Source organism: Shewanella psychromarinicola, from assembly GCF_003855155.1.
Taxonomy (GTDB): domain Bacteria; phylum Pseudomonadota; class Gammaproteobacteria; order Enterobacterales; family Shewanellaceae; genus Shewanella; species Shewanella psychromarinicola.
On the sequence record NZ_CP034073.1, the window covers coordinates 2,676,002 to 2,689,351 of the forward strand.

Annotated in this window: 12 protein-coding genes; 8 read left to right on the forward strand and 4 right to left on the reverse strand. The window is 42.4% G+C overall.

The genetic code is table 11. The annotated features are described in order from the left end of the window. Positions 1-87 precede the first annotated feature (87 nt). On the forward strand, positions 88-1,314 hold the full coding sequence (locus EGC80_RS11740; RefSeq protein WP_124693479.1) for an RNA-guided endonuclease InsQ/TnpB family protein: 1,227 nt from the start codon (positions 88-90) through the stop codon (positions 1,312-1,314). Between the two features lie 97 nt (positions 1,315-1,411). Here the strand turns inward: EGC80_RS11740 and dxs are convergent, their stop codons facing one another. From dxs to xseB, 3 genes are read right to left on the reverse strand one after another with little or no spacing between them, the layout of a single operon-like run. Continuing rightward, on the reverse strand, positions 1,412-3,277 hold the full coding sequence (dxs, locus tag EGC80_RS11745; RefSeq protein ID WP_124014131.1) for a 1-deoxy-D-xylulose-5-phosphate synthase: 1,866 nt from the start codon (positions 3,275-3,277) through the stop codon (positions 1,412-1,414). A 22-nt stretch (positions 3,278-3,299) separates the two neighbouring features. Further along, on the reverse strand, positions 3,300-4,181 hold the full coding sequence (gene ispA, locus EGC80_RS11750; RefSeq protein WP_124014130.1) for a (2E,6E)-farnesyl diphosphate synthase: 882 nt from the start codon (positions 4,179-4,181) through the stop codon (positions 3,300-3,302). A gap of 38 nt (positions 4,182-4,219) precedes the next feature. Further along, a complete protein-coding gene (xseB, locus tag EGC80_RS11755; RefSeq protein ID WP_124014129.1) occupies positions 4,220-4,456 on the reverse strand; it encodes an exodeoxyribonuclease VII small subunit in 237 nt (78 codons plus the stop codon). A 337-nt stretch (positions 4,457-4,793) separates the two neighbouring features. Between xseB and pomA the strand changes: the two genes are divergently transcribed. From pomA to rlmM, 7 genes are all read left to right on the forward strand, one after another. After that, entirely contained in the window at positions 4,794-5,561 is a 768-nt protein-coding gene (pomA, locus tag EGC80_RS11760) for a flagellar motor protein PomA (RefSeq protein ID WP_124014128.1), read from the forward strand. A 3-nt stretch (positions 5,562-5,564) separates the two neighbouring features. Beyond that, entirely contained in the window at positions 5,565-6,491 is a 927-nt protein-coding gene (locus tag EGC80_RS11765; RefSeq protein ID WP_124014127.1) for a flagellar motor protein MotB, read from the forward strand. Positions 6,492-6,806: 315 nt separating this feature from the next. Then, complete coding sequence (gene thiI, locus EGC80_RS11770) at positions 6,807-8,261, forward strand: tRNA uracil 4-sulfurtransferase ThiI (protein WP_124014126.1); 1,455 nt, start codon at positions 6,807-6,809, stop codon at positions 8,259-8,261. A gap of 607 nt (positions 8,262-8,868) precedes the next feature. Beyond that, positions 8,869-9,780: a transcriptional regulator GcvA gene (locus EGC80_RS11775; protein WP_124014125.1), complete on the forward strand. Its 912-nt coding sequence runs from the start codon at positions 8,869-8,871 to the stop codon at positions 9,778-9,780. Next, positions 9,761-10,471: an alpha/beta family hydrolase gene (locus EGC80_RS11780; RefSeq protein WP_124014124.1), complete on the forward strand. Its 711-nt coding sequence runs from the start codon at positions 9,761-9,763 to the stop codon at positions 10,469-10,471. The genes EGC80_RS11775 and EGC80_RS11780 overlap by 20 nt, the downstream gene beginning before the upstream one ends. 175 nt (positions 10,472-10,646) lie before the next feature. After that, positions 10,647-11,027: a DUF423 domain-containing protein gene (locus EGC80_RS11785; protein WP_124014123.1), complete on the forward strand. Its 381-nt coding sequence runs from the start codon at positions 10,647-10,649 to the stop codon at positions 11,025-11,027. Between the two features lie 96 nt (positions 11,028-11,123). Continuing rightward, entirely contained in the window at positions 11,124-12,212 is a 1,089-nt protein-coding gene (gene rlmM / locus EGC80_RS11790) for a 23S rRNA (cytidine(2498)-2'-O)-methyltransferase RlmM (RefSeq protein WP_124014122.1), read from the forward strand. Between the two features lie 103 nt (positions 12,213-12,315). On the opposite strand, the gene EGC80_RS11795 is transcribed toward rlmM, so the two are convergent. After that, positions 12,316-13,326 (reverse strand): isocitrate dehydrogenase, encoded by a 1,011-nt coding sequence (locus EGC80_RS11795; RefSeq protein WP_124014121.1) that lies wholly within the window; start codon positions 13,324-13,326, stop codon positions 12,316-12,318. Positions 13,327-13,350: the final 24 nt, after the last annotated feature.

The window sequence follows — 13,350 nt, forward strand, 5'->3', positions numbered from 1 at the left end:
AAGTGCAGCACAATGATGTACTTACAGTGTGAATTAGTTTGGTATTCCACTTGACAATCTCAAGCTATACAGTAGTCTATACAGTATATGAAAAAACCGCTCAGATATAACTTTCGGCTCAAACCGACAGCAGAACAGGAAGCCAAACTCATTGAGTTTGGCTCATATGCTCGTGGGTTGTGGAACTTGTTGTTGTCAGAAAATCTGCGTCGTTATAGGTACGACAAAACGTTTTTGTTCTATCCAGAAATGTCAAAATTAATTAAAGAGTTAAAGGTATTCGAAGAGTTCTCTTGGTTAAAATCCTTTGATTCTGCGGCTGCACAGCAAGTGGCAAGGGATCTGGATACGGCTTTGAAAAACTCTTTTTCTAAGAGTCGGTTGCAAAAATTCCCGACGTTTAAAGTCAGCTTCAAACAGAAAAAACTGCACAATGACAGTTTTAGGTGTGTAAATAACTCGAACTGTATCCGCATCGAAAATGGTGCGGTCAGCATTCCGAAAATTGGCAAAGTACCGATTGTTTTACACCGTAAATTAGTCAGTGAAATCAAGACTGTTACTGTCCAACTATCACATGGTAAATGGAATGTATCGCTCACCCAAGAGGTTGAATGCAAGACCGCGAAGCGGGTCTTGCATTCAATTGTAGGCTACGACATTAACAGTCAGCATACGGTTGTAGGTTCGAACGGTTGGTACGCTAAAAACCCAAAAGCTCTTAAACGTTCATCAACAAAGCTAAAGCAAATTCAAGTCCAGTTGAGCCGAAGGGAAAAGGGCTCTAGTCGCTGGCATAAAACCAAATCCCGCTTAAATACACTTCACGGAAAAATCTCACGCCAACGCCTAGCGTTCGCTCACGAAGTATCATGTTCGATAGCCAAGACCAGTGATATCATAGTGTTTGAGGATTTAAACGTGAAAGGTATGCAGCAATTTAACGGCCATATGGTGAACGATAACGTGATGGGTATGATCACTTCGCTGACTAAATACAAAGTTGAATTGAATGGCGGTATTTACCATGAAATTGGTCGGTTTGTGAAATCGACAAGCATTTGTTATCAATGCAAACACCCGCACAAGTTTGGCCTTATCGTGCGAGAATTTGCCTGCGAAAGCTGCGGTTTAGTCCAGTGCAGAGATTTAGCGGCAGCTAAGTCTATCGAGAACACAGGCGAAAATGATTTAATGGCGACTGGGATAGTCGCCAGGGTAACCCCCAAATTTCAGCAGAAAACATCGATTAAAACGAAAGTCTTTGAGCTATCAAAGTTTGGTGTGGGAACTGAGAAAAAAGAAGCAGCTTAGTCGTTAAAAGCTAGATTGCAGAAGCCCCGTGATCAGAGCGAAGCGAAGTCGCGGGGTAATTCATTGGCATCAACTATCAATCATCATCACAAAAGCATTAAGCTATAAACGCTTGGATCTGCGCTAAAATCCCTGCAGCATCAAGTTGCAGTTCTGCAGTAATTTCATCTGGTGCGCCGTGTTGAATAAACTCATCTGGCAAACCAATTTGTAGTACAGGCTTTACGATACGCATTTTGTGTAATGCTTCAAGCACTCCAGAACCTGCGCCGCCCATAATGGCGTTTTCTTCAACGGTAATGATAACATCATGGCTATTTGCGAGCTGTTCAAGCAAGCTTAAATCAAGTGGCTTAACAAAGCGCATATCGGCGACGGTCGCATCCAGTTTTTCTGCTGCGTCTGTCGCTGCGGCAAGTGTGGTGCCAAAGTTTACAATGGCAATTTTTTGCCCTTGACGCGTTAAGACCCCTTTACCGATAGGTATTTTCGTCATATGTTCAACTTGTTCTGCACCGGTCGCAAAACCTCGAGGGTACCGCACTGCGGTAGGGCCATCTTGATAACAATAACCGGTATAGAGCATTTGACGGCATTCGTTTTCATCTGATGGCGCCATAATGATCATATTGGGAACACAGCGCATAAAGCTTAAATCGAACGCACCTTGATGTGTAGGGCCATCAGCGCCAACAATGCCACCACGATCGATCGCAAACAATACAGGCAAGCGTTGCAAAGCCACGTCGTGGATAAACTGGTCATATCCGCGTTGTAAAAAAGTTGAGTAAATCGCCACTACAGGTTTTAACCCTTCGCAGGCAAACCCTGCAGATAACGTTACTGCATGCTGTTCAGCAATAGCCGCATCGAAATATTGTTTTGGGAATCGTTGTGAAAATTCAACCATCCCAGAACCTTCACGCATAGCCGGTGTAATCGCGACTAACTTGTCGTCTTGTTCCGCCATGTCGCATAACCATTTACCGAACACTTCCGAGAATGTCGGTAAACCTGGTTTAGTTGTGGGTTTTTTAAATTGGCTTGGATCGAATTTAGGCACCGCGTGCCAGCCAATCGGATCTTTTTCCGCAGGCTCATAACCACGACCCTTTTTGGTCATGATATGCAACATTTGTGGGCCTTTGAGGTTGCGCATATTGCGCATAGTTTCAACGAGCGAATCGACATCGTGACCATCAATTGGGCCGATATAATTGAACCCTAACTCTTCAAATAATGTTGCGGGCACCACCATGCCTTTAAGATGTTCTTCAGTGCGTTTAGCCATTTCTTTAATGACAGGCAGGCCTTTAAGCACTTTTTTACTGTTTTCTCTAATGGTGGTGTAAAAACGACCTGACATAAGCTGGGCAAGGTGATTGTTGAGTGCGCCAACATTTTCAGAAATCGACATTTCATTATCATTGAGCACCACAAGCATATCATTGTGTAAATCGCCCGCATGATTCATGGCTTCAAATACCATACCGCCTGTCATGGCACCATCGCCAATAACGGCCACAACTTTTCGCCCAACCGCTTCTTTTTCTGCGGCTATCGCCATCCCCAATGCTGCACTGATAGACGTGCCTGAGTGACCGACACTAAAGGTGTCATATGGGCTTTCCTCACGCCATGGGAATGGATGCAGACCATTTTTTTGTCGAATGGTGTGCATTTGTTCGCGGCGATCAGTGAGGATTTTATGTGGGTAAGCTTGATGTCCTACATCCCACACTAACCGATCAAATGGGGTGTTGTAGACATAATGAAGTGCCACAGTTAATTCAACTGTGCCTAAGCCAGAAGCAAAATGTCCGCTTGAAATACCAACGGACTGAAGTAAGAATTGTCTCAATTCATCAGAGACTTGTGGAAGTAAACCTTGAGGTAACTTCCTTAATTCTTCTGGTGTATTAGCTTTCGCTAGTACTGGAAATTTAGAAATATCAAAAATCATAGCGAGATTTTCTGACTCTTTATTATAATCTTCGCTCAATAATATAGTGGGCGAAGTCTGCAATTAACTGACTATTATATGGTAATTTAGTCAGCGCTGATAGTGCATCTTGTATTAGTTGTTCTGCACAGGCTTTGGCACCATCGAGACCTAATAGTTTAGGAAAAGTGCTTTTGTTGGATTGTTCATCACTGCCTTGTGGTTTGCCTAACTCTTCGGTGCTTGCGGTAATATCTAAGATATCGTCTTGCACTTGAAAGGCCAATCCAAGGCTTTGGGCGTATTTCATCATCAGTTGATAGTGCTCATCGGGTAAATCTGCCGCAATTAAAGCAAGTTCGACGGCACAACTGATTAACGCGCCGGTTTTTTTATTATGTAATTCGGTTAATCGGTCTAAATCTATACGGTGATCGGTGGCACTCAGATCAATCGCTTGCCCACCGCACATTCCTCGATATCCAGAGGCTTTTGCTAATGCCCTGACCATGGCCAATTGTTGTTCAGGTCGTAAATCGTTACACGGTGCGGTGATTATTTCAAAGGCCAATGTTTGCAGCGCGTCACCAGCTAAAATGGCGTTAGCTTCATTAAATGCAATATGAACCGTGGGTTGACCGCGTCGGAGTGCATCATTGTCCATGGCCGGTAAGTCATCGTGTATTAACGAGTAAGCATGAATACACTCAATGGCTGCGGCGGCTTTATCAAGTGCATTAATATTGACGCCAAGCATGTCACCCACACTATAGACCAAAAATGGCCTGATGCGTTTGCCGCCTAATAATGCACCATGAAGCATTGCCGCCTTTAAGTCTGGTGCAGCACCATCAAGCTGGCTTAAATGCTCGTTAAGAATAGTATTAACGCGCTTTTGGTATTTTGTTATCGCTTTAGCTAACACGTATCAAGACCTATTATTCAATAACACTATGTTGACGATTATTCACTTTCTATAGTGAACGGTGCTAATTCAGCATCATCTTCATTTAATAAGATAGAGACTTTTTGCTGTGCTTGTTCAAGCTTTCCTTGGCTTTGACGGACTAACTTAATGCCTCGCTCAAATTGTTTAAGCGCGTCATCGAGCGACACTTCACCTTGCTCTAAATGAGCAACAATGGTTTCAAGCTCAGTTAATGATTGTTCAAAACTGAGATTTTCTGGTTTTTTAGCCACGATTATTATTCCTTTCATTCAGCGTGAGACAAGGTATATCAGCCCAGCGTATCGGTCAAATACAGTCGCTGGTTATTTGCTCAACAGCACGCTTTGTTATTGAATTTTGTTTAGAATGTGCAAAACAGGCTAAACTTGCGCCAAGTTTGACCGATAAGACGTTAGGGTTTGAAATAGATAGCGTAAATTAGTATTGAATTTTTTACTGTAATACATAACGATGGGCAATGTGATTTGTATCAATAGATGCCAGAATGTTCGACTTATTTAATTTGTACGACTAGCGCGATAAAATAGCACAAAGAAGCAGCGTGATGACTGCGATTGAGGAGAGGTTGTGGATTTAGCTACCCTAATAGGTATTATCGGTGCTTTTGCATTTATTATTGGCGCGATGATCACCAGTGGAGGTCTCGGATTATTTATCAATGTACCGTCAATTTTGATTGTTGTAGCAGGCTCTTTATTTGTTGTGATGATGAAATTTAACCTACAGCAATTTTTGGGTTCGATAAAGATTGGTATGAAAGCCTTCATGTTTAAATTAGATAAACCTGAAGATTTGATTGAGCAGTCTGTCACTATGGCAGATGCTGCCCGTAAAGGCGGATTTTTAGCACTAGAAGAGGCGGTCATTACCAACAGTTTTATGCAAAAAGCTATCGATATGCTAGTTGATGGTCATGATGGGGATGTGGTGCGTAACGCGCTTGAAAGAGATATAGCGTTGACCGAAGACCGCCACAAAACTGGGATTAGTATTTTTAAAGCCATGGGTGATGTAGCCCCCGCGATGGGAATGATTGGTACGCTGGTTGGTTTGGTGGCTATGTTATCTAACATGGACGACCCAAAATCGATTGGACCCGCAATGGCGGTTGCATTGTTAACCACTCTTTATGGCGCGATAATTGCCAACATGATCGCCATCCCAATGGCGGATAAATTATCATTGCGTATGAATGAAGAATTGCTTAACCGTAATTTAATTATGGACGCGGTATTAGCGATTCAAGATGGACAAAACCCCCGGGTGATTGAAGGTTTCTTGAAGAATTACTTGGCTGAAAAATCGCGTGAAATCGATACAACGGACGGAGAGTAACTCATGGCTAAGACCAAGTGTGATTGTCCACCTGCGGGTGCCCCTATGTGGCTGGCCACCTTTGCTGACCTAATGTCTTTGCTGATGTGTTTCTTCGTGTTGCTGTTAGCGTTCTCTGAAATGGACGTAATGAAGTTTAAACAAATCGCCGGCTCAATGAAGTATGCATTTGGGGTGCAAAACAAAGTTGAAATAAAAGACATTCCTAAGGGGACATCGGTTATCGCGCTTGAATTTCGCCCTGGTAGACCCGATCCCACGCCAATTGAGATCATTAATCAACAAACCAATGAAATGACTCAACCGACCATTGAATATCAGGCCGGTGAAGAGGACAGTGCGGGGGGTACTCAAAAGCAAAGTGGTGAACAGCGTGGTGGTAATGCCGCTGCTACGGCTCAGCAAGAAGCTGAAGCTATTAAAAAAGCGGCCGCATCTGCGCAAGAAAATATAAATGATCAAGTGAAAAGAATGGCTGAGAAGCTCAACGAAGAAATTATTGATGGTGCCATTGAAATTGAATCTTTAGGTCAGCAAATTATAATTCGTATTCGTGAGAAAGGCTCATTTACTTCTGGTTCTGGCTTTTTACAACCTAAGTTTAAACCGATTGTGCGTTCAATTGGTGAGTTATTAAAAGATGTTCCTGGGATTGTTACGGTATCGGGTCATACTGACGGTGCTGATATCAGTAATGAGCTTTATAGTTCAAACTGGGCGCTATCAAGTCAACGCGCTGTTTCGGTGGCTCATGAATTAAGAACAGTCACTGGTTTTGATGAATCAAGGATGAAAGTGGTTGGAGAGGCTTCTAATCGACCTTTGGTACCCAATGATTCTAAAGAGAATCAAGCTCGAAATCGGCGTGTTGAAATTGCCATTGAACAAGGTAAAGCGAAACAATCGAATGAAATTATAGTGACTCAATAGCTCGTCATCAAAGGATAGGCATAAGCGCAATCTTTGCAGGTTACAGAGATTGTGCTTTTTTGTATTAGAAATGTGCTGTAACAGCGGTTTTGCTGAGAAATAACAGATAAAAAAGTGAATATGTTTGGTTAATAGGCATCATTTGGTATGATCCGCGAATTATTGCTTACGCTTTGCTATATGCTGGATTACCTATGTTAATCAAGTAGACAAGGTTTTGCTATTTTTTTTAATTTATTATCAAAGTGTTACCATCTTTTTGTCTAGCAATGCTGAATGCTGAGCTATTGTGGTGGTGATACCTGCGGACGCCCCATGAAGTTTATTGTAAAGCTGTACCCTGAAATTATGATGAAGAGCAAGTCGGTAAGAATGCGCTTTACCAAAATGCTCGAAACCAATATCCGTAATGTACTTAAAAAAGTGGATGACGATGCCAAAGTACAACGTTTATATGATCGTATTTTAGTTAATGTACCTGCCGATAAACCGGAATTATGTGATGCTTTTGCAGAGCGTTTAGCTTGTATTCCAGGTATTGCTCACGTTGTGCAAGTGAGTGAGTACAGTTTTGATTCGATAGATCATATTTATCAGCAGGCTTTACCAAGGTATCGTGATGAAATTGCAGGTAAAACATTTTGTGTTCGCGTAAAACGTTCTGGTAATCATGATTTTAATTCAATCGATGTTGAGCGTTATGTGGGTGGGGGGTTAAACCAGCACACAGAGGCGCTTGGGGTAAAGCTTAAAAACCCTGATGTGACCGTTAATCTTGAAATCAATCAAGATAAGCTTTACATGGTCGAGCGTCGTATTGAAGGACTAGGCGGTTTCCCTATGGCGACCCAAGAAGATGTATTGTCGCTTATTTCGGGCGGTTTTGATTCTGGCGTGTCGAGTTTTCAGTTTATTAAGAAAGGCGCCCGTACCCATTACTGTTTCTTTAATTTAGGTGGCGCTCAACACGAAATTGGCGTTAAGCAAGTGGCTTATCACTTGTGGAAAAAGTATGGTGAGTCGCACAAAGTACGTTTTGTGTCAGTGCCATTTGAGCCTGTGGTTGAAGAGATCCTTGAACGTATTGATAACGGTCAGATGGGGGTTGTACTTAAGCGTATGATGATGCGCGCTGCAACGCGTATTGCGGACAAATTCGGCATTCAAGCGTTAGTCACGGGAGAAAGCTTAGGTCAGGTATCGAGTCAAACGCTGACCAACTTGAATGTGATTGACCGCAGCACTGAGTTATTGATTTTACGCCCACTTATCGCAATGGACAAACAAGACATTATTAATCAGAGCCGTGTGATTGGCACTGAAGAATTTGCTAAGTCTATTCCTGAGTATTGTGGTGTTATTTCACAAAAGCCGACGGTTAAAGCGGTATTGTCTAAGATTGAAGCTGAAGAGCTTAAGTTTTCTGAAGACTTGATTGATCGCATCATTGAGTCTGCAGTGGTGATGGATGTTCGTGATATTGAAGCGGAGATGGATCAACAAGTGACTGAAACCGAAACAGTTAAAGATGTGGCGTCAGGCGAAATCATTATTGACGTTCGTGCACCTGAAGAAGAAGAAAAAGATCCATTATCAATTGATAATGTGATGATTAAAGCGATCCCATTCTTTAAATTAGCGACCCAATTTGCTGATTTAGATAGCTCTAAAACGTATCTATTATATTGTGATCGTGGGGTAATGAGTAAACTGCAGGCCTTATACCTTGTTGAGAAGGGCTATACGAACGTAAAAGTGTATCGTCCTTAGACTTTGTGTGAGTGATGCTGTCGATTATGACCGTATCCACCCTAATCGCCCGCATAAAAAACCGCATTGAATGCGTTTTTTTTATGCGGGCGATACGACCATGTCGGCGTTATTTAAATCGGTAAGTTAATGTACCTAAATGCTGGCTAATAAACGGTTATCACCTTCGAAGACGCTTCGCTGCTAGATGCTAGAAATAGGGCGCCTGCGGCTGCGAAAATTTAGATGACAATTTAAGAGCCTAGAGCTCTACGCTGCTAGGACGCTACGCGGCTAGAGGCTATACAATCAACAGCCAAGCAGTGCTAGATGACAAGCCAATATCCTAGTCGCGCAGCGACTCAATCTTAGCAGCGAAGCTGTCCCTAGAAGCGCAGAGATCCTAGCAGGACAAAGTCCGCTCTAGCAGCGAAGCGAACCTAGCAATGACGAAGTCACGTCCTAGAAGCGCAGCGATCCTAGCAGGACGAAGTCCGCTCTAGCAGCGCAGCGACCCTAGTGATGTTGTCAATGATGCTAATTTACCCAAACACAGTGTGCTTTACAAACGACATAAAAATAACGATAATCATTAGAAAAACTAATTAAAAATGAGGGGTTGATCACTATGTCTAAACGATTACCGCCTTTGAATGCTGTTAAAGCATTTGAAGCTGCAGCAAGACATTTGAGCTTTACCCGCGCCGCAGAAGAGTTGTTTGTCACTCAGGCTGCAGTGAGTCATCAGATTAAAGCATTAGAAGATTTTTTAGGGCTAAAGCTGTTTAGACGTAAAAATAGATCCTTATTGTTAACAGAAGAAGGCCAAAGTTATTTTCTGGACATTAAAGATATTTTTATTGAGCTAGGGGAGGCGACTAATCGTCTGCTTGCCCGTAGTGCGGTAGGATCGTTAACGGTCAGTATGTCTCCAAGTTTTGCTATTCAATGGTTAGTACCACGTTTAGCTAAGTTTAGCGAAAAAAATCCTGATATTGATGTGCGTATTAAAGCCGTTGATAGTAATGCTAATTCGTTAACCGACGATGTAGATGTTGCCATTTATTACGGCCAAGGTAATTGGCCTGGATTACGCGCCGATAAACTGCGTAACGAAGTGTTGATCCCTGTCTGTTCGCCATTATTACTCAATAGTGCTAAACCGTTAGCTCAACCCAGTGATTTAAAATTCCATACCTTGTTACATGATTCAAACCGTCAAGATTGGCAGGCATGGTTTAGACAGTGTGGCGTGAGCGATATTAATGTCAATCAAGGGCCTATATTTAGCCATTCCTCATTAGTGCTTCAAGCAGCGGTGCATGGCCAAGGTGTGGCATTAGGTTATAGCGTACTTGCCAGACCTGATATCAAGGCTGGGCGCTTAGTGTGCCCGTTTTCTGAGGTGTTGGTGAGCAAAGAGGCTTATTACTTAGTGTGTCAACAAAACCATTCTGAGATAGGTAAAATTTCAGCCTTTAGAGAATGGATGTTGGATATGTTTGCAGAGGAGTCGCGAAGTGAGTTGCTTAGCGGATAATACGCCTTTGTTAGCCCATGATTATCTGTTACAAGGTCCTAAAAGTGACACTTTGATTGTTTTTGCTCATGGTGCTGGGGCTAATATGCATCATCAATATATGACTTCGATGACCGATAAGTTAATCGCTCAAGGCTATCAAGTATACCGATTTAATTTCTTGTATATGCAAGCCAATATGCAAGATGGTAAACGTCGTCCGCCTGATCGAGCGCCTAAATTACTCGCGCACTATGAACAAGTTCTCATGGATATTGAGCAGAAGATGGCGCTTGGCCTGATCAATTGCCAGCGGATTATCCTGATGGGTAAGTCAATGGGCGGTCGTATGTCGGCGATATTGGCCAGCACAGATCATCAACTACAGCAGCCACTTATTGCCGATGTCGTCAATAAAATTACTGCAGTAGTGTGTTTGGGATACCCTTTTATTCCGCTAAAAGGTGGCGAGCCACGACTTGCGCCGATTCAACACAATTCTCACCCGATGTTAATTGTTCAAGGTGAGCGAGATAAATTTGGCGATCTTCAACAAGTACCCAATTGGGCTTTGGGTGAACATGCAGAAGTCTGTTGGATTAGTGATGGCGATCATAGTTTGCAACCGCGAAAATCTTCTGGTTATACCCTTGAGGGCAATCTTAATCATGCCATCGAGAATATTAGTCAGTTTATTACCCGAGTAGGTTAATGCTGTAACGCTATGTTTTACGCATATGCGGTGTCTACTTTGCTGATAGCTTGATCAACCCCGGCATCAATATTAACACTACATGAATACTAACGGTGATGGTTTAAGTCACGAAAATCAGCTTGCTTCAATAGTATGATGCATTGTCGATTTATGTTGTATGAGGTTAAGTAAAATGAATAAAGGTCTATTATTATTTGCCACATTAAGTGGTTTTATGGCTGTAGCACTGGGTGCTTTTGCTGCTCATGGGCTTAAAACTATCGCACCACCGGAATTAGTGAGTATTTTTAAGTTAGGAGTCGATTACCAGTTTTATCATACCTTCGGACTGATTGCATTGGCATTTTCCGCCCATTGGATCCCGTCAAAATTGATTAATTGGGCCGCTTACAGTTTCATTGCTGGGATCATATTGTTTTCTGGTTCATTATACCTTTATGCCTTTACTGGTGCTAAATGGATTGGCCCAATAACGCCAATAGGTGGTTTATGTTTCCTCGTGGGTTGGTTGTTATTTGCCGCGGCGATTTGGCATACAAAATCAGTAGAATAATGGCTTGGCTAAATTCTCCCTCCTCGAGCATTTTTGAGTATAATAGCGTGATTATTGTCTCGCTATTATGCGAATATCCTTACGCTAAGGCTCCAAATGAAAAAACTATTCCTATTTTGCCGCTCAGGCTATGAAAAAGACTGTGCAGCAGAAATTCAACAACGTGCCGCTGAGTTAAATGTTGATGGTTTCGTTAAAACCAATATCAACGATGCTTATGTGATATTTCAATGTTTTGACAAAAATGGTGCCGATACTTTAGCTAAGGAATTAGAACTTGGATCATTGATATTTGCTCGGCAAATGTTTGCTGCGGGCGAGTTATTGATTGATTTACCTGAGCAAGATCGTGTGGGACCGATAGTCGCCTCACTAGCCGATTTGTCGAAGTGTGGTGAGTTGCGTGTTGAAACGCCTGACACCAATGAAGCCAAAGAATTATCCGCATTCTGTCGGAAATTGACGGTACCGTTACGCCAAAGTTTAAAAAAGATCGGCGCGCTACTGAGTACTGAAAATGGCCGTCGTCCGATTATTCATGTGTGTTTTATTGCACCGGGTAAAGCGTACACAGGTTATTCGTTAAGCCATAATAGTTCACCTCATTTTATGGGGATCCCTCGCTTAAGAATGGCTGCAGATGCTCCGAGTCGCTCAAGCCTGAAATTGGATGAAGCATTTGGCGTGTTCTTAACTAAAGAAGAGCAAGAAACACGTTGTCGCAGTGGCTTAAATGCAGTTGATTTAGGCGCTTGCCCTGGAGGGTGGACTTATCAATTGGTCCGCCGCGGAATGATGGTTGCTGCAGTCGATAACGGTCCGATGGATCCTAAATTAATGGATTCGGGCCAAGTAAAGCATTACCGTGCTGACGGTTTTCGTTTTGAACCACCACGTAAAAATATTTATTGGTTGGTATGCGATATGGTTGAAAAACCGGCTCGGGTTGCAGAACTGATGGAAGCATGGGCGATTAATGGTTGGTTTAAAGAAGCGATTTTTAATCTTAAATTACCCATGAAGAGCCGCTATAAAGAAGTCAGCGTTATTTTAGAAACGATAGGCACCATTTTAACTGAAAATGAAATCGATTTTAAAATACAGTGTAAGCATCTTTATCATGATCGTGATGAAGTAACGGTTCATTTATGGATTTTCCCTGAAAAGGGCGTGAGCTACGCATAACTTTGCTAGCGCACATCTAACAAAAAGCCCCATATGTCATGCATATGGGGCTTTTTAGTCATGACTTATAAGATAAATAAGTCATTAACCTAATCATAAAGAATTATGCTAAACGATCAAGCACTGCTTGAGTGAAGTCGGTTGTACCGTGAGTGCCACCTAAATCGCGAGTGGTACGGTCACCTTCTTCAATAACAGCAGCTACAGCACTGCGGATCATCTCAGCTTTATCTGACATGCCTAAGTATTCTAGCATTTGAATCGACGCTAAAATAACTGAGGTAGGGTTCGCTAAATTTTTACCTGCAATATCGGGTGCACTACCATGTACCGCTTCAAAAATAGCAGCATTGCGACCTATGTTTGCCCCTGGAGCCATTCCTAAACCGCCCACAAGACCGGCACATAAGTCAGATAAAATGTCACCAAATAGGTTAGTCGTTACGATAACATCAAAGTTTTCAGGATTCATAACCAGTTTCATGCAAGTGGCATCAACAATCATTTCTTCTGTGGTGATGTCTGGATAACGCAGACTCACTTCACGTGCCACTTTTAAGAACAAACCAGAAGTTGATTTCATGATGTTAGCTTTGTGAACTATGGTCACTTTTTTGCGATTTTCTTTGCGTGCAAGCTCAAAAGCAAACGTAGTGATCTGTTCTGCGCCATGACGAGTAATGATACTGGTCGCTTCTGCAGTTTGACCATCATCAGATATTTTTTGACCTAAACCAGAGTACATACCTTCGGTATTTTCACGGACGGTAATAATATCAATGTTTTCATAACGCGCTTGAGTCCCCTTAAATGAAATCACCGGGCGCACGTTAGCATAAAGACTGAACTGTTTACGCAAGCTCACATTGATAGAGGAAAACCCTTCACCGACAGGTGTGGTTAACGGACCTTTAAGCGTAATACGATTTTTTTCGATAAGGTCTAAAGTACGTTGGGGTATAAGTTCACCGTGCTTTTCTAACGCCGTTAACCCAGCATCTGCAAATTCATATTCAAAGTTACATCCTGCTTTGTCGAGGATTTTTAATGCTGAATCGATAATGCTTGGTCCAATCCCATCACCTGGGATCACGGTTATTGTACGTTTTGACATGAATAGTCCTTCCACGGTTGTGGT

Coding starts and splice junctions, on each gene's coding strand:
- EGC80_RS11795 (WP_124014121.1), bottom strand. CDS start 13,326: ATGTCAAAACGTACAATAACCGTGATCCCAGGTGATGGGATTGGACCA.
- EGC80_RS11775 (WP_124014125.1), top strand. CDS start 8,869: ATGTCTAAACGATTACCGCCTTTGAATGCTGTTAAAGCATTTGAAGCT.
- dxs (WP_124014131.1), bottom strand. CDS start 3,277: ATGATTTTTGATATTTCTAAATTTCCAGTACTAGCGAAAGCTAATACA.
- EGC80_RS11740 (WP_124693479.1), top strand. CDS start 88: ATGAAAAAACCGCTCAGATATAACTTTCGGCTCAAACCGACAGCAGAA.
- EGC80_RS11765 (WP_124014127.1), top strand. CDS start 5,565: ATGGCTAAGACCAAGTGTGATTGTCCACCTGCGGGTGCCCCTATGTGG.
- EGC80_RS11785 (WP_124014123.1), top strand. CDS start 10,647: ATGAATAAAGGTCTATTATTATTTGCCACATTAAGTGGTTTTATGGCT.
- thiI (WP_124014126.1), top strand. CDS start 6,807: ATGAAGTTTATTGTAAAGCTGTACCCTGAAATTATGATGAAGAGCAAG.
- rlmM (WP_124014122.1), top strand. CDS start 11,124: ATGAAAAAACTATTCCTATTTTGCCGCTCAGGCTATGAAAAAGACTGT.